The sequence below is a fragment of the Pantoea agglomerans genome (assembly GCF_021397715.1).
GTDB lineage: Bacteria > Pseudomonadota > Gammaproteobacteria > Enterobacterales > Enterobacteriaceae > Pantoea > Pantoea astica.
Window position 1 is genome coordinate 3,718,759 of record NZ_CP090207.1, and the last position, 17,464, is coordinate 3,736,222.

8 protein-coding genes are annotated in these 17,464 nt (G+C 61.0%); 1 reads left to right on the forward strand and 7 read right to left on the reverse strand.

Going from position 1 to position 17,464, the window contains the following annotated elements:
• Positions 1-29 precede the first annotated feature (29 nt).
• The 6 genes from LZU96_RS17745 to LZU96_RS17770 all read right to left on the reverse strand — a co-directional run bounded on the left by LZU96_RS17745 (position 30) and on the right by LZU96_RS17770 (position 13,698).
• Positions 30-1,418, reverse strand: coding sequence for an efflux transporter outer membrane subunit (locus LZU96_RS17745; protein WP_233985435.1), 1,389 nt, complete (start codon positions 1,416-1,418; stop codon positions 30-32).
• Positions 1,419-1,421: 3 nt separating this feature from the next.
• The gene (locus LZU96_RS17750; RefSeq protein ID WP_233985436.1) at positions 1,422-4,523 is read right to left on the reverse strand and encodes a multidrug efflux RND transporter permease subunit; all 3,102 of its coding nucleotides are present in this window, start codon (positions 4,521-4,523) and stop codon (positions 1,422-1,424) included.
• Positions 4,520-7,708 carry an efflux RND transporter permease subunit gene (locus LZU96_RS17755; RefSeq protein ID WP_233985437.1) on the reverse strand — a complete coding sequence of 1,063 codons (3,189 nt, stop codon included), beginning with the start codon at positions 7,706-7,708 and terminating at the stop codon, positions 4,520-4,522. The genes LZU96_RS17750 and LZU96_RS17755 overlap by 4 nt, the downstream gene beginning before the upstream one ends.
• Entirely contained in the window at positions 7,705-8,940 is a 1,236-nt protein-coding gene (locus tag LZU96_RS17760) for an efflux RND transporter periplasmic adaptor subunit (RefSeq protein ID WP_233985438.1), read from the reverse strand. The genes LZU96_RS17755 and LZU96_RS17760 overlap by 4 nt, the downstream gene beginning before the upstream one ends.
• Before the next feature lie 477 nt (positions 8,941-9,417).
• Entirely contained in the window at positions 9,418-11,145 is a 1,728-nt protein-coding gene (locus tag LZU96_RS17765; RefSeq protein ID WP_233985439.1) for a penicillin-binding transpeptidase domain-containing protein, read from the reverse strand.
• 279 nt (positions 11,146-11,424) lie between these two features.
• Positions 11,425-13,698: a molybdopterin guanine dinucleotide-containing S/N-oxide reductase gene (locus LZU96_RS17770; protein WP_233985440.1), complete on the reverse strand. Its 2,274-nt coding sequence runs from the start codon at positions 13,696-13,698 to the stop codon at positions 11,425-11,427.
• 192 nt (positions 13,699-13,890) lie between these two features.
• Here LZU96_RS17770 and galR point away from each other — a divergent pair, with 192 nt between their 5' ends.
• A complete protein-coding gene (gene galR, locus LZU96_RS17775; protein WP_233985441.1) occupies positions 13,891-14,895 on the forward strand; it encodes an HTH-type transcriptional regulator GalR in 1,005 nt (334 codons plus the stop codon).
• A gap of 30 nt (positions 14,896-14,925) precedes the next feature.
• Here galR and LZU96_RS17780 read toward each other — a convergent pair whose 3' ends face one another.
• Positions 14,926-17,325, reverse strand: a complete 2,400-nt coding sequence (locus LZU96_RS17780; protein ID WP_233985442.1) for a beta-N-acetylhexosaminidase — start codon at positions 17,323-17,325, stop codon at positions 14,926-14,928.
• Positions 17,326-17,464 lie beyond the last annotated feature (139 nt).

The following is a 17,464-nucleotide window of genomic DNA, read 5'->3' on the forward strand; positions in this document are numbered from 1 at the left end:
CAGTTCGACAACAGAATTATCCACTACGCTCAGGGTGCCTGCCAGCCGCCGCCCAGCGCGGCAATCAGCGCCACGCTGCTGACCCACTGGGTGCTTTGCAGCGTCAGTAAACTCTGTTGTTCGCTCAGGCTGCTGTTTTCGGTGGTTGCTACATCGAGGTAGTCGATCATCCCGGCCTGATACTGATTGCGCGTCACCCGCGCCGAGGTCTGCGCCGCCACGGCTGCGCGCTGCTGGGCCGCTATCTCGCCCTGCAGGGTATTGAGTTCCACCAGCTGATCTTCCACCTCCTGCAACGCGGCTAATACCGTCTGACGATAGCTGGCAACGCTGGCATCCCAGCTGGCGCGTGCCTGATCGACCTGCGCTGAGGTGGCACCAAAGTCGAGCAGCGTGCCGCTCAACTCCGGTCCCAGCGACCAGACGCGGTTCGGCAATGCGAACAGCGAATGCAGCGCCGATGAACTGACGCCGCCGCTGGCGCTCAGAGTGAGATCGGGATAGTAACCGGCCACCGCCACGCCCACCGCAGCGTTTGCCGCTGCCATGTTACGTTCGGCATAGGCGATATCGGGACGGCGCTGCAACAGCTGCCCCGGCAGGCTGGCAGGTATGGCGGGCAGCGTGGCGTTCAGCGGCGCGGCGGGCAGGCTGAAGTCGGCGGGCGCTTTGCCGACCAGCAGCGCGATGGCGTGCTCCATCTGGGCGCGCTGCCACTGGTAATCCTGCGCCGAGGCGCTGGCACTCTCCAGCTGCATCTGCGCCTGCGCCTGGGTGGCGAGTGACGCGGTGCCAGCCTGATACTGGTTAGTGATCACCTTCAGGTAGCGCTGATAGGCCGCCACGCTCTGCTGATAGAGCGCAATTTTCTGGTCCATAAAGCGCAGCTGGAAATAGTCCTGCGCCAGTTCAGACTGCGCGCTCAGGGTGATATTAGCCAGTTCTGCGGCGCTGGCCGCCGCGCTGGCGCGGTTCTCTTCCAGCGTCCGCCGCAGTTTGCCCCACAGATCCAGCTCCCAGCTGGCGCTGAGTTCCGCCTGATGGCTGCTGCTGGTGGTGCGGCTGCTGCCGGTGGTGGCGTGGCTGCCGCTGCGCGTTACGCTGCTGTCATAGCCCAGTGACGGAAACAGCGCGGCGCGTGACTCACTCGCCAGCGCCTGCGCCTGACGGTACTGCGCCGCATAATTCGCGACGTTCTGGTTCGAGATGCTCACCTGGCTAAGCAACCCGCTCAGGGTGGCGTCGTGATAGACCGCCCACCATTCGCCTTTGTTCTGCTGATCCAGTGGCGTCGCGGGCTGCCAGCCTTTGGCCTCTTTATAGTGAACCGGCATCGCCATCGCGGGACGCTGGTAGTCGGGACCAACAGTACAGCCGCTCAGCAGCAGCATCAGAACAAGCGGGATAACGGGTTTCATCAATCAGGATTCCGCATGGCGCAGTCGACGCCATTGACGTTGAGTGGCACGGCTCAGACGATCGAGCCACAGATAAATAACCGGGGTGGTGAACAGGGTCAGCAGCTGGCTGAGCGCCAGACCACCCGCGATGGCGATACCGAGCGGACTGCGCAGATCGGCATCGCCGCCGCTGCCCAGCGCCAATGGAAGCGCACCAAAAAAGGCCGCCAGCGTGGTCATCATGATCGGCCGGAAGCGCATCAGGCAGGCCTGGGTAATCGCCTGTTGCGGCGTCATGCCCTGCTCTCTTTCGGCGCTGATGGCGAAGTCGATCATCATGATGGCGTTCTTTTTCACAATGCCGATCAGCAGGATGATGCCAATCAGCGCGATCACCGTCAGCTGGGTGTTGGTCAGCAGCAGCAGTAGCAGCGCACCGACGCCCGCCGACGGCAGCGTCGACAGAATGGTCAGCGGATGGATATAGCTCTCATACAGTACGCCGAGCACGATATAGACCGCCGCCAGCGCCGCCAGAATCAGCCACGGCATCGTGGCGGTGAGCTGAGAAAAGGCCGCCGCCGTCCCGGCAAAACCGGCCTGGATGGTGGCGGGCAGGCCCAGCTTCGCCATCGCCTGCTTGATCAGGACCTGCGCCTGCTCCAGCGAGACGCCATCATTGAGGTTAAACGCCACGGTGCTGGTGGCGGACTGGCCCTGATGGGTGACGGCCAGCGGCGCGTTGCCGCCGCTGAAGCGGGTAAAGGCCGACAGCGGAACCCGATCGCCGCTGTCGTTAATCACATACAGCTGTTGCAGCATCGACGGATTGGCGGTGTCGCTATCCTGCAACGACATCACCACGTGATACTGATTCAGGGTGTGATAAAGCGTGGCGATCTGCCGCTGGCTGAAGGCGTTATTCAGCAAGGTATCCAGCATCTGCACGTTGACCCCAAGCCGGGTAGCGCGGTCACGATCGATGGTCAGCTCAACTTCCTGGCCACCGGTCTGTGAATCGGAGTCGACGCTGTTGAGCTGCGGGATCGCTGCCAGCGCCGCCTGCACTTTCGGCGTCCAGCTGCGCAGCAGATCGAGATCGTCAGCCTGTAAGCTGTACTGGTAGGTGGCATTGGCGCTGCGTCCGCCTATGTGCAAATCCTGCGCCGCCATCAGGAACATCTGCGCGCCGGGGATCTGGCTGGTTTTGCGGCTCAGCCGGTTGGCCACTTCGGTAGCGGTGGCGTCACGCTGATCGAAATCTTTCAGCCGGACAAAGAAGTTGGCGCTGTTGCGTGCGCCGAACATCCCGCTGCCCATCGACGACATCACGCTCTCTACTGCCGGATCGGACTCGATGATTTTGGTGAACATCAGCATCTTTGGCTTCATCGCCTGGAATGAGATGTTCTGGTCAGCGCGTAACGCACCCATCAGCAGCCCGGTATCCTGATTCGGGAAGAAGCCCTTCTGCACCACCGAATAGAGAAACAGGTTGAGCAGCACCGTCAGCAGCAGGCTGAGCAGCGTGAGTTTCTGATGGCGCATCACCCACTCCAGCCCGCGCGAATAGGCCGCCAGCAGCCGATTCAGCAGGTTCTCAATTGCCTGGTAGAGCGGGTGCGGCCGCTGCCTGACCGGCGGTTTCGGTTTCAACAGCCGCGCACAGAGCATCGGCGTCAGGCTGAGAGAGACAAACAGCGAAATCAGCAGCGAGACGGTGAGCGTCACCGCGAATTCGCGGAACAGCCGCCCGACGATGCTGCCCATCAGCAGGATCGGAATAAACACCGCGATCAGCGACACGGTCATCGACAGCACGGTGAAACTGACCTCCTGCGCCCCGCGCAGCGCCGCCCGCAGCGGACTCAGCCCGCGCTCAATGTGGCGGGTAATGTTCTCCAGCACCACAATCGCATCATCAACCACGAAGCCGGTGGCGATAATCAGCGCCATCAGCGACAGGTTATCCAGGCTGTAGCCGAGCAGATACATCACCGCGCAGGTGCCGATCAGCGACACCGGCAGTGCCAGCGCCGGAATGATCACCGCCTGCAGATTACGCAGGAAAACAAACACCACCGCAATCACCAGCAGTACCGCGATCAGCAGCGTCTCTTCGGTGTCATACAGCGAGGCGCGCACGCCAGGCGAGCGGTCTACCACGATCTGTAACCGGGTATCCGCTGGCAGATCTTTTTCCAGCTGCGGTAGCTGCGCTTTAATGGCGTCGATGGTGTCGAGCATATTGGCGCCCGCCTGGCGCTTGATGCCGATCATCACCGAAGGCGTGGCATTGAGAAAACCGGCCTGATAGCGATCTTCCACCGAGTCATAGACCGTGGCGACATCATGCAGCCGCACCGCTTTGCCCTGCTGATAGCTGACGATCAGATCGCGGTAGCTGGCCGCCTTCTCCAGCTGGCCGTTGCTGTCGACCAGCCATGACTGCCCGCTGCCCTGTAAGATCCCTTTGGGCAGATTGGTGGTGCTGTTGGCCACCGCGCTGCGCACCGTATCCAGCGAGATGCCGTAATGGGTCAGCTTCAGCGGTTGCAGATCGATCCGTACCGCCGGTAAGGCGCTGCCCATCAGTGAGACTTCGCCGACGCCGTTGACCTGTCCCATCGCCTGTTCGATTTTGCTCTCGGCCAGATCGTAGAGCTCGCCGGGCGTGCGGGTGGCGGAAGTCAGCGCCAGCATCACGATCGGCGCGTCTGACGGGTTGGCTTTACGGTAGGTGGGCAGCGACGCCATCGCGCTCGGCAGCAGGCTGCGCGCCGCGTTGATCGCCGCCTGCACGTCACGCGCCGCGCCGTTGATATCGCGGTCCAGCTCAAACTGCAGAATGATGCTGCTGGAGCCCTGCGAGCTGCTGGAGGTCATCTCAGTGATACCGGCAATCTGCCCAAGTGAACGCTCCAGCGGCGTGGCGACGGTCGCCGCCATGGTTTCCGGGCTGGCGCCTGCCAGGCTGGCGCTGACCATGATGGTCGGGAAATCGACCTGCGGCAGCGGCGCGACCGGCAGCAGCCGATAGCCGAGTATACCGAGCAGCAGAATCGCCAGCGTCAGCAGCAGCGTCGCCACCGGACGAAAGATAAACAGCCGGGTCAGATTCATTGTCCGCTCCGCGCCTGCTGCTGACGGCGTTTCACCCAGCGATTACCGCGCTGCGCCAGCCCATCAAACCACAGGTAGATCACCGGCGTGGAGAACAGCGTCAGCACCTGGCTGACAATCAGCCCGCCGACAATCACCAGCCCCAGCGGCTGACGCAACTCTGCGCCGGAGCCGGACGCCAGCATCAGCGGCAGCGCACCGAGCAGCGCCGCCATAGTGGTCATCAGAATCGGCCGGAAGCGCAGCAGACAGGCCTGGTGGATCGCCTCACGCGGGCTGAGGTGCTGCTGATGCTCCGCCTCCAGCGCGAAGTCAATCATCATAATGGCGTTCTTCTTGACGATGCCGATCAGCAGGATGACGCCGATCAGCGCAATCAGGCTGAACTCGGTGCCCGCCAGCAGCAGCGTCAGCAGCGCCCCGACTGCCGCCGACGGCAGCGTCGAGAGGATAGTGACCGGGTGAATAAAACTTTCATACAGAATGCCGAGCACCACATACATGGTGATCAGCGCCGCCAGAATCAGCCACAGGGTGTTGCTGGTGGCGCTCTGGAACGCGGAGGTTTCACCCTGATAGCGCAGGGTAATGCTCTGCGGCAGAGCAAGCTGCTGCTGCACCGCCGCGATCGCCTGCTGTCCCTGCTCCAGCGAATAGCCGGGATTGAGGTTGAAGGAGATCATCACTGCCGGAAACTGGTTCAGCCGCATGTGCATCAGTGAACCGGTGCGCAGGTGGATGGTGGCAATCGAGGTCAGTTTTACCATCCCGCTGCTGGCCGTGCTGCTGCTGGTTGAGGTGCTGGTCGTTGCGGTTGTCGTGCTGCTGGAGGTGGAGGTGCTGCTCTCCGTGCTGTCAGAGGGTTGCAGCCAGAGATCATCAAACGACGCCGGCCCCTGCTGCCAGGCTGGTGCCACTTCCAGCACCACCCGATACTGATTCGACTGGGTGAAGATGGTCGACACCAGCCGCTGACCGAAAGCGTTGTAGAGCGCGGTATCCATATCCGCCGCCGTGATGCCGTAGCGGGCGGCCTTGTCGCGGTTCAGCTCCACGTAGGCGACGCGCCCCTGATCCTGCAGGTTGCTCACCACGCCGTTGAACTCCGGCCGCTGCTGCAGGGCCGCTACCAGCGCAGGCGACCATTTTACCAGGTTCTCGCTGTCGGCGTCGTCAAGGGTGAACTGATACTGGCTCGGTGAGACCTGATCGTTAACGGTCAGATCCTGCGCCGGTTGCAGATAGAGCTGAATGCCGGTTACGCCAGCGGTGGCCTGCTGCAGTTGCTTAATCACTTCGTCCGCCCTGACGTCACGCGAGGCAAACGGCTTGAGGTTGATCTGCAGGCGGCCACTGTTGAGGCTGCTGTTGGTACCGTCAATGCCGATGGTCGAGGAGACGCTCTCTACCGCCGGATTTTTCATGATCAGCGCCGACAGCGCCTGCTGCCGGGTCGCCATGGTGCTGAAGGAAACATCCTGCGACGCGACGGTGACACCCTGAATCAGGCCGGTATCCTGAGTCGGGAAGAAGCCCTTCGGCACCACCAGATAGAGCAGCGCGGTCAGGGCTACCGTCGCCAGCGCCACCAGCAGCGTCAGTTTCTGGTGGTTCAGCACCACCGTCAGCAGCCGGTCATAGCCGCCAATCAGGCGATCGAACAGCGCGCCGCCTTTGCGGGCAAAGGTGGATTGCCGTTCTGGCGGAATGTGACGCAGCAGATAAGCGCACAGCATCGGCGTCAGGGTCAGCGACACCACCATCGATACCAGAATCGCTACCGCCAGGGTGATAGCAAACTCACGGAACAGCCGCCCCACCACGTCGCCCATGAACAGCAGCGGGATCAGCACCGCAATCAGCGAAAAGGTCAGCGAGATGATGGTAAAACCAATCTGCTGTGATCCTTTCAGCGCCGCTTCCAGCGGGGTTTCGCCCTGCTCCAGCCGCCGGGAGATGTTCTCGACCACCACAATCGCGTCGTCGATGACAAAACCGGTGGCGATGGTCAGCGCCATCAGCGACAGGTTATTGAGGCTGAAGCCCGCCAGATACATCACGCCAAAGGTGCCAATCAGCGACAGCGGCACCGCCACACTGGGGATCAGCGTCGCCGCCACGTTACGCAGGAACAGGAAGGTCACCATCACCACCAGCGCAATCGACAGCATCAGTTCAAACTGCACGTCACTGATCGAGGCGCGAATAGTCTGGGTGCGATCGGAGAGGATGGTCATCTTCACGCCATCCGGCAGCGCCGCCTGCAGCACCGGCAGCTGCGCCTTGATGTTGTCCACTACCTGAATCACGTTGGCGCCGGGCTGGCGCTGCACGTTGATCACAATCGCCGGCTGGTTGTTGGCCCACGCCGACTGGAAACTGTTTTCCGGGCCCTGCTCAATGTGGGCGATATCCCTGAGTCGCAGCGCCGCGCCCTTCTCATAGCTGAGGATCAGGTTGCCGTACTCCGCGGCGGTGCGCAGCTGATCGTTGGCATCGATGGTCACCGAATGATATTTGCCGTCAAAGCCGCCTTTAGAGCCGTTGACGTTGCTGTTGCCAATCAGCGTATTGACCGCTTCCAGCGTCAGATTATGGGCAGCAAGCGCCTTAGGGTTGATCTGTACCCGAATCGCCGGCTGATGTCCGCCCGCCAGCGTCACCATCCCGACGCCGGAAATCTGCGACAGCTTGAGCGCCACCCGGGTATTCACCAGATCCTGCACCTGGGTCAGCGGCAGCGTATCGGAAGTGGCCGCCAGCGTAATCACCGCGCTGTCCGCCGGATTGACCTTTTTATAGGTCGGCGGATTGGGCAGATCGTCAGGCAGCAGGCTGTCTGCGGCGTTGATCGCGGCCTGCACCTCCTGCTCGGCGACGTCCAGCGACAGTTCGAGGCTGAATTTCAGCGTAATCACCGACGAGCCGCTGGCGCTGGCGGAGGTCATCTGACTCAGCCCGGCCATCTGGCCCAGCTGCCGTTCCAGCGGCGCGGTCACTGACGACGCCATCACATCCGGGCTGGCGCCGGGATAGAGCGTGGTGACCTGAATGGTCGGATAATCAACCTGCGGCAGCGCCGAGGTCGAGAGAAATTTATAGGCAAAAATGCCGGCAATCAGCACGCCGACCATCAGCAGGATGGTGGCGACCGGACGCAGAATAAACAGCCGTGACGGATTCATTTGGCCTCAGCGCTTGCCGGTGCGGGCGTCTCATCCGCCAGCGCGACCTTGCTGCCGTTGGTCAGCCGATCGATGCCTTCGGTAACCAGCCGATCGCCCGGCGCGACGCCGCTGAGGACCGCCTGATGATCGTCGTCAACCACCGGACCGGTGGTGACCGGTTTACGCGTGACGCTCTTGTCCTGATTGATAACAAAGACAAAGCTGCCGTCACTGCTTAACTGCAGCGCCTGGGCCGGGATCACCGTCACCCCTTTCAGCACCCGGGTTTGCAGCCGCAGGTTGACGAACTGGTTGGCAAACAGCGACTCATCCTGGTTGGCGAAAATCGCTTTCAGTTCGACGCTGCCGGTGGCGGTATCGATCTGGTTGCTGATGTATTTCACCTCGCCGCTGCCAAGAACCTGCTGGTTATCCTGATCAAACAGGGTGGCGGGCAGGCTCTGGCCCTGATGCAGGGCGCTCACCAGCGTCGGGATTTCGCTCTGCGGCACGCTGAAGGTGACCGCGGCGGGCTGCATCTGGGTGATGGTTACCAGGCCAGTGCTGCTGGAGGCCTGCACCATGTTGCCGGGATCGACCTGACGCAGGCCAACCCGACCGCTGATCGGCGCGGTAATGCGCGCATATTCGATGCTCAGCCTGGCGCTGGCGATCTGCGCCTGATCGGCGGCCACTGCGCCGCGATACTGCCCTACCGTGGCGATCTGGCTATCCAGATCCTGACGCGACAGCGAATCCTGCGCCGCCAGCTTGCGGTAGCGTGCCAGCGTCAGTTCGGCGCTTTTCAGCAGCGCCTGGTTCTGGTTGAGTTCGCCCTGAACCTGATTCAGCGTCGCCTGGTAGCTGCGCGGATCGATCTGCGCCAGCAGCTGACCGGCGCTGACCTGCTGGCCTTCAGTGAAGAAGACCTGCTGCAGTTGACCATCGACCCGGCTGGTGACCGTTACGCTGGCGTTGGGGATCACCGTGCCCAGCGCATTCAGCCAGACCGGCACATCGGCGCGGGTCGCCACACCGCTGTGTACCAGCGTCGCGCCGTCGCCCATCCTGCCGGGCGCACCGCGCCCACCCGGTGGCATCATCGCCCCGCCTGGTGGCATCGCTCCGCCCGGTGCTTTACCCATCGGCAACAGACGCCAGGCCACGCCAGCGATAATCGCCGCCACAATCAATAAAAGCAGCCATTTCAGCCAGCCGGAACGCCCAGAGCGTAAGTGGTGAGTCATCATCGAACTCTTCAGATAAACAGAAAAAGACCATCCCGGAGGATGCGGAATATGAAGTGAGTTACCGGCAGTGGCTGATGGCGCGGCGGCAAATCTGCCAGCATGAAAACCGCCCGCCGGGGCCTCACGGCGGGCATTATCGGTGAAATGTTACGCGCCTTTCTATCGGCAAAGGGTAAGGGTTTCGTTAAGAACAATGATGATGTTGACGGCACGCGCTGGCGGGAAAAATGCGGCCGGTGCGCTCTGCCCGGTACAGGCAAAAAAAAACCCACGCATCTGCGTGGGTTGGTGCAATAACAGGGTAATCACTGCCGAAGCGGTGTTGTTTTCACACCCATCAATACCTCTGGGACCTCTATCCTCGCACTGTTTCGTGCCGCAGCAACAGAGGGAAAACGCAACCGAATTCGGGGAAGTGCAACGAGGTGTGAATAATTCTCACACCTTCCTTACACTCTGATTTCATTCGGATTTATCTTACTTATTAGCCGCTACCGCGCTGTAAATCGCATCCGGCGCAATGTTCATATGCTTCAGCACCGGTCCCATGATGTTGCCAAATACCGGCGCGGCCACCGAGCCACCGAAGTGATCGCCGGCGGTCGGATGGTTAATCATCACCACCAGCGCCACTTCCGGATGACTGGCGGGCGCGATGCCGGCCGTATAGTTGACGTAGCCGCCATCATATTTGCCGCTGTTACCCATCTTTTCGGCGGTACCGGTTTTGGTCGCCAGACGGTAGCCCGGCACCGCGGCTTTCAACCCGGTCCCGCCCGGTAACACATCACTCTCCAGCATGTGTACCACCTCTTTCACCGTTTCCGGATTCGCCACCTGCCGTCCCATCACCGGTGGCGTGACCCGGGTGATCGACAGCGGACGGTAGATGCCGTAAGAGCCGAGCGTGGCGTATTCGCGGGCAATCTGCAGCGGCGTGACGCGCAGACCATAGCCAAAGGAGAAGGTGGCGCGCTCGATATCGGCCCAGCGGGTGCGATGCAGCGGGAAATAACCGACGCTTTCGCCGGTCAGCCCTAAGCCGGTGGGTTTGCCCAGGCCGAACGCATGATAGGTGTTTACCAGCGCTTCGGCGGGCATCGCCAGCGCGAGGTGTGATACCCCGATGTCGCTCGATTTTTGCAGAATGCCGGTCATCGTCAGGCGCGGCCAGTGTCCCACGTCGCGGATCAGGTGACCGTTAACGCTGTAAGGCGTGGTGTCGATCACCGAGTCCGGGCGCACCAGGTGGCGCTCCAGCGCTTCCATCACCACTAACGGCTTAACGGTCGAGCCCGGTTCGTAGCTGTCATTGATGGCAGAGTTACGCATCTGCGCGGGGGTGGCCCCTTCATAGTTGTTGGGGTTGAACGACGGATAGGAGGCCATCGCCAGAATTTCGCCGGTATCAATCTTCACCAGCACCGCCGCGCCCGAGTCCGCCTTGTTCAGCAGCACGCCATCGCGCAGTTTGCTGTAGAGCGTGTATTGATCGAATTTGTCGATACTGAGCTGCACCGTCGGCGGCTGCGTTGGCGGCTGATAGTTAATCATCGCGATGATGTTGCCCGCAGCGTCCTGGCGATAAACCTCTTTGCCCGGCTCGCCCTGTAACACCTTGTCAAAGCCCTTCTCCAGCCCGTTAAGGCCGACATTATCCGCGCCGACGATACCAATCAGCGGCGCAGAGGCCTCACTCATCGGGTAGAAACGGCTGTCGTCGTAGACCTCACTGATGCCTTTCAGCTTCAGCTCTTTAATATCTTTGGCGATACCCAGTTCGATTTTACGTCCCAGATAGAGAAAGCGACGTTTCGGATTGGCGGTGATCTGCGCAGCGAGTTGCTCCGGACGGGTATTCAGCGCGGCGGCGAGATAGGCCCATTTAGCACTGGTAAAGTCGGGGTTGCTCTCCAGCACCCGGAGCGGATCGGCGATCACATCGCGCGACGGTACGCTGAGCGCCAGCGCTTCGCCGTTACGATCCAGTAAGGTGCCGCGGCTGGTGGGCAGCGTGACGGTACGCAGCGAACGCTGATCGGCTTCGTGTTCCAGCATCGGCTGGTTAAGAAACTGCAGATCCGCAACGCGCGCCAGCAGCACCACCATGCAGGCCAGCACACCAAGGCAGATAAGACGGAAGCGAAAAGGGTTAAACGGGGCTTTGATCTGGTCTTTTCCCAGTAGTTTTTTAATCCGGGGCATGGCAATCCGCTGCGCTAAAGAGATAAAAGAGGGCTTAATTGAGCAGTTATAAAGAAAGCGCTGACCGGTTAACAGGAAAACTGTGTATCAGTTCGTTATCGGCCGCTGAATGGCGGGCAAAAAAAACCTGCGCATCTGCGCAGGTTGGTGTAATCAAGAAAATCTATTGATGTTCACCCATCAATACCTCTGGGACCCTGACTGTAGCAAGCGGGCTTAATCGGCTGCTATCGCACAAACGCAACAGTTACCGGCAAAGTGTAACCAGCCATGAGATCCTTACGCTATTTTGCAATCCTGATGTTTTTTGATTTCCACCAGGCAACTCATGGCGTTAGGTCCCTGAGTCAGTGACGAAGTGCCAATATCCAGCGTCAGCACGTTGGGGTTGCCCGCGCGATCCCAGGGCTGCCACGCCTGACCAAAACCGGGATCAAACCAGGCGCCGGTGGCGATAATCACCACGCCCTGCGTCAGTCCATCGGTCAGGCGCACGCCCGCCAGTATCACGCCGCGTGCGTTACTGACCTCAATCTCGTCACCGTCCACGATACCGCGCGCCGCCGCATCCAGCGGATGCATATAGAGCGTCTCATGACCGGCGGTTTTATTGCCCTGCACCGTTTCGGTAGCATCGAGCTGGCTGTGCAGCCGGTCCGAGGGCTGGATCGAGATCATGTGCAGCGGATAGTCGCGGCCGATCGGCGCACCCAGCCACTCCTGCGGTTCGCGCCACTCCGGATGACCGGCAAAATCATCAAGCTGGTAGTCGGCAATCGTCTGGCTGAACAGCTCGATTTTGCCGCTGGCGGTGTTGATCGGGTTGGCCTGCGGATCGGCGCGGAACGCATCCATAAAGACGTAAGGTTTGCCGCCCTGCGGGATCTCCACAAAGCCGCGCTGCCAGAACGCCTCAAACTCCGGGAAGTCGATGCCTTTGCGCTGGTGCGCCACGGCACACTGCTGGTAGAGATGCGCAATCCACTGCATCTCGTTGCGCCCTTCGGTGAAGGTGTCGCGGTAGCCAAGCCGCTCCGCCAGATCGGCAAAGATATCGAAATCATTGCGCGCCTGATGCTGCGGTTTGATCGCCTGATGCATCGCCAGTACAAAGCGGTCGCGTGACGATCCGCCAATGTCGTTGCGCTCCAGCGTAGTGGTGGCGGGCAGCACGATATCGGCCATCTGCGCCGCCGGCGTCCAGACAATATCCTGCACCACCACGGTGTCAGGCCGCTGCCAGCCCGCCACCAGCCGGTTGAGCTGCTGATGATGGTGGAACGGATTGCCGCCCGCCCAGTGCACCATATGAATGTCAGGATAGTGCAGCGTCTCGCCCTGGAAGCTGTAGGGCTGACCGGGATTGAGCAGCATATCGCTGATACGCGCCACCGGAATCGACAGGCCCGATGGATTAGGACCGGTACTCATCATCGGTGCCGGTCCCTCCTGGCGCGGATTGCCGACGCTGTTCATCGACCCGTGACCAAAAGAGAAGCCCGCGCCCGGCAGACCGGGCTGACCCAGCATCGATGACAGCGCGATCATCATACAGTAAGGCTGCTCGCCGCGATGGGCGCGCTGAACCGAATAGGAACAGGTGATAAAGCTGCGTTTGCCGATCAGCTGCTGCGCCAGTTGCACGATGCGGTCAGCCGGGATGCCGGTGATGCGGCTGGCCCAGCCGGCGGTTTTCGCCACGCCGTCGGTTTCGCCCAGCAGATAAGCGCGCAGCTGCGGCCAGCCGGTGCAGTGGCTGGCGAGAAAGGCCTCGTCCACCGCGCCGCGCTGGGTGATCTCATAGCCCAGCGCCAGCATCAGCGCCACGTCAGTATTCGGGCGAATCGGTATCCACTCGGCGTTAACGAACGCCGGGCAGTCGTCGCGCATCGGGCTGATATTGATCACCGGCGTGCCTTTAGCTGCCAGCTGCTCCAGCGCCGGTTTCAGGCTGTGCTGCCCGGCACCGCCCGAGGCGACCTGGGCGTTCTTCAGCGCCAGTCCGCCAAAGGCGACAAAAATTTCCGCGTGTTCCACCACTTCCGGCCAGTCGGTAACGCGACCGGTCAGTGGCATATAGGTGCCAATCACATAGGGCAGGAAAAATTGCGCTGCGCCCCAGCTGTAGTTGCCCTGCTGATCGACGCCGCCGCCGCCCTGAAAATAGAAGCGGCGAATCAGGGTGCGGGCGTGGTTCACTCGTCCGGCGGATGACCAGCCGTACGAGCCGTTGAAAATGCCCGAGGCACCGTAACGTTCGCGGATGCGGCGGTTCTCTTCCGCCACCAGATCGAGCGCGGTTTCCCAGTCAACGGCAACAAAATCTTCCCGGCCGCGCAGCGTGCGATCGCTGTTCTCTCGGGACTTCAGCCACGAGCGACGCACCATCGGCTGGCGAATGCGTTTATCGGAGTAGACCAGTTCAGGAATGGTGTTGATCATCGGCGAGGGATCGGCATCGGCAAAAAAGGGTTCGCACCCGATCAGGCGATCGTTTTCAGTGACGGCGGTGAAGGCGCCCCAGTGCGCCAGATGTGGCACTTTGGTTTTCATCGTTGTTTTTCACGGCAGAGAGTGAGGAATAATCAGCATACCATGCCGTGCGGTCCTGACAGAAGACGTGGCGGAGAGCCTGATTTTGCCGCCTTTTGCGACGTCGCTGACATTCTGCTGGCTTGATGTGGCGGCCCTTTTCCGTAACACTGATGCGATGTGTAAACGTTTTCCCCGGAAGCAGGTAAACGCATGGCTACCATAAAGGATGTTGCCCGACTGGCTGGCGTTTCTGTCGCCACAGTCTCCCGTGTAATCAATAATTCTCCCAAGGCCAGCGACAGCTCACGCCAGGCGGTTAGCCAGGCGATGGAGCAACTTCAGTATCACCCAAACGCCAATGCGCGCGCACTGGCGCAACAATCGACCGAAACGCTCGGGCTGATTGTCGGCGACGTGTCTGACCCGTTTTTTGGCGCGATGGTCAAAGCGGTCGATGAAGTGGCAGGTAAAACCGGCAACTTTTTGCTGATTGGTAACGGTTACCACAATGAGCAAAAAGAGCGGCAGGCGATCGAGCAGCTGATGCGTCACCGCTGCGCGGCGCTGGTGGTGCACGCCAAGAAAATCCCGGATGCTGAACTGGAGCAGTTAATGAAGCAGGTGCCGGGCATGGTGCTGCTTAACCGGCTGATTAAAGGCTTCGAGAAGCGCTGTATCGCACTCGACGATCGCTACGGCGCATGGCTGGCAACCCGTCACCTGATCCAGCAGGGCCATCAGAATATCGCCTTCATCTGTTCAACCCACACCATCTCCGATGCCGAAGATCGGTTGCAGGGCTACTACGATGCGCTGAAAGAGCACGGTCTGCCGTGCAGCGATCGGCTGGTCACCTGGGGCGAACCGGATGAAGTGGGCGGCGAAACGGCGATGACTGAACTGCTGGGACGCGGCAAAAACTTCACCGCGGTCGCCTGTTACAACGATTCGATGGCCGCCGGTGCGCTGGCGGTGCTCAGCGATAATGGTGTTCGCGTGCCGGAAGAGATGTCGCTGATTGGCTTCGACGACGTGCTGGTCTCCCGTTACGTGCGCCCGCGTCTCACCACCGTGCGTTATCCGATTATCACCATGGCGCAACAGGCCGCTGAGCTGGCGCTGGCGCTGGCTAACGACCAGCCGCTGCCGGAAGTGACCCATATGTTCAGTCCGACGCTGGTGCGTCGCCATTCGGTCAGCGGTCCGGCATCCTGAAAATGTGCGGCCGGGTCCGGCCGCATGGGGCTATTTAAAGGCGCGCAGTAGCGTCTCCAGCGGCCTGACCAGCGCAATTACCGTCTCGTCCTGCACCTCAGCCGCCGCGTCCAGCGTGGCGTGCATCTGTGCCACTTCGCTGGCCCCAAACGCCTGATTACGGGCATAAGCATTAACCAGTTCGATCCCCATCCGGCTCAGTGCATCCACCTGTTGCGCGCTGTGTACCAGCGGCTGCAGCAGATAGCTGGCCCTGAGCACCGGCATCACCTGCGCGCTGTTAGCCTGCCAGCGCTGCAGCTGATGGCGAAGGGCCGCTGCCGCGTCCGGGTCACTGCGATTGGCGATCAGCGCAGCGACCTGTTGCGCCAGCTGACGCACCGGCTCACTTTCGGCAGGCAGCACATCGGCCAGCCGGTTTAACGGTTCATGATAATCATAATGACCGGCCTGAAACTTCAGATGCTGACGGGTGTAATACTGCGCCGGTTCCAGCACCTCGGCCAGCACCTGCAGCGGAGTGATATCGCTGCGGTTCGCCAGTCGCATCATCTGACGCTCCGCCTGGGCATGTTGCTGCGTGCCAACAGAGATGCTGCTCCAGCGATCTATTACCGCCAGCCGCCGATACATCTCCTCGCTATCGGTGACGTTCTGAGCGGACCATAATCGCTCGGCGACCACAAAGGCGCGCGGCCAGAGTTTGGTATCAATAATCTGGCTGTTGATGTTTTCAGCCCACAGCGCCGCCTCACCGCCCAGCAGATTTTGCTGCATCTGCTGCGGTGTCGGCAGCACCGGCACCATCCCGGCCGGCACCTGCGGCAACGATTTGCCGGTGACCGGATAGCGCACGTTTCCCACCAGGAAATAGCCGCTGAGCATCTGCGGTTGCAGCGTTACCACCGGCTGCAATGGCCCCATCCAGCTGTCGACGTGAAAACGCACCTGTTGCGTTGATAACCAGTCGATCTGGCTGACCATCCGCCGGGCTTTGCCCGCAAAGTCGATAAAGCCGCGCCAGCCCTGTTGCCCCTCGATCAGCGTAAAACTGCCCTGCACCGGACTGCCTTTCAGGCGCGGCAGAGTAAACGCCCAGCTTTGCGCCTGTTCGCCCGGCTGCAGCTGATCCTCACCGTTCAGCGCCTGCGGAAAAACCTCGTTGCGGTAGTGATAACTGGCGGGCTGCGGCTGATCGAGATAGAAGCCGGTCGAGAGGATGCCGCGCATGTTCTCTTTGGCGACCTCGCTCAATGCATCCTGGCCCTGCCACGACTGGATCAGAATGCTGCGCGGCAGATCGGGATGGGCGATCTCATCCCAGCCCATCATCTGACGCTGATGCTTCTCCAGAATCTTCTCCAGCCGCTGATTAAAATAAGCCTGTAGCGCATGGGCATCTTTCAGGCCGCGATCGCGCATAAATTGCTGAATGTGCGGCGATTGATTCCACTGGGTCGGATCGACCTCATCGCCGCCGATATGCAGCCAGGGATCGGGGAAGATCGCCGCCAGTTCGCCCACCAGATCGTCGATCACCTGATAAACCTGCTCATTGCTGGGATCGAGTAAGGGTTTAAACACGCCCCAGCCACGCTCCATCTGATAAGGGCCCGGCGCGCTGATCAGTTCCGGCATGGCCACCGCCAGCGCCGAGGCGTGGCCTGGCAGATCCAGCTCCGGCACCACCCGCACGCCGCGATCGGTCGCGTACTGCACGATGTCGCGCATCTGCTGCTGGGTGTAATAGCGGCCGTCGCTGGCTTTCTGCTGCAGCTGCGGATAGCGGCTGGAGGCAAAACGCCAGCCCTGATCATCGGTCAGGTGCCAGTGAAAAACGTTCATTCGGGCGGCAGCGATGCCATCAATTTGCCGTTTCAGGGCCTCCATCGGCATAAAGTGGCGCGCGCTGTCGATCAGTATGCCACGCCATGGAAACCGCGGCTGGTCATCAATGGTGACGTAAGGAAGCGTGACGCCCCGGTCGCCGTTCTGAATCAGCTGTAACAGCGTTTCCATGCCGCGCATCGCACCAAACCGGCTGGGGGCGGTGAGCAGCACGCCGTTGCCATCAATCTGCAGATGATAGCGCTCGTCACTGTCGGGCTGCGGAAGAGGATCAACGGCGTCAGCGATCACAATGCGGATGGTCGGTTTTGCCACCGGCTGGCTGGCGGGCAGCAGCGGCCAGCCGGTCTGATTGCCGATGCGCTCCAGCCAGCGCGCCTCGGCACCGGCCAGATGATCGCCGGTAATCTGCAGGGTTAGCTGCGGCGTCAGGGTCAGCGACCCGCCGCTGGCTGGCTGCTCAACCCGCTGCGGCCAGGGCATCAGGGGCAGCTTTTCAGCCTGGGCGGCCGGGACCAGCGCCAGATTCATCAGGCAGCTGAGCGCCCCACAACCAGCAATCAGAGAACGGGGTAACCACATTGGCGGGCATCCTTGTAGAGTCAATGACTTATCACGGGCAAACCCTGATTAAAGTTGTTTCGCGCTGTTAAGCAAGTTAATCCATTAAGAAATTTGAACTAAAGGCGGAAATAGTTAACATCCGACGCTTTTTTCTGCC

Coding starts and splice junctions, on each gene's coding strand:
- LZU96_RS17760 (WP_233985438.1), bottom strand. CDS start 8,940: ATGATGACTCACCACTTACGCTCTGGGCGTTCCGGCTGGCTGAAATGG.
- LZU96_RS17765 (WP_233985439.1), bottom strand. CDS start 11,145: ATGCCCCGGATTAAAAAACTACTGGGAAAAGACCAGATCAAAGCCCCG.
- LZU96_RS17750 (WP_233985436.1), bottom strand. CDS start 4,523: ATGAATCTGACCCGGCTGTTTATCTTTCGTCCGGTGGCGACGCTGCTG.
- LZU96_RS17745 (WP_233985435.1), bottom strand. CDS start 1,418: ATGAAACCCGTTATCCCGCTTGTTCTGATGCTGCTGCTGAGCGGCTGT.
- LZU96_RS17780 (WP_233985442.1), bottom strand. CDS start 17,325: ATGTGGTTACCCCGTTCTCTGATTGCTGGTTGTGGGGCGCTCAGCTGC.
- LZU96_RS17755 (WP_233985437.1), bottom strand. CDS start 7,708: ATGAATCCGTCACGGCTGTTTATTCTGCGTCCGGTCGCCACCATCCTG.
- LZU96_RS17770 (WP_233985440.1), bottom strand. CDS start 13,698: ATGAAAACCAAAGTGCCACATCTGGCGCACTGGGGCGCCTTCACCGCC.
- galR (WP_233985441.1), top strand. CDS start 13,891: ATGGCTACCATAAAGGATGTTGCCCGACTGGCTGGCGTTTCTGTCGCC.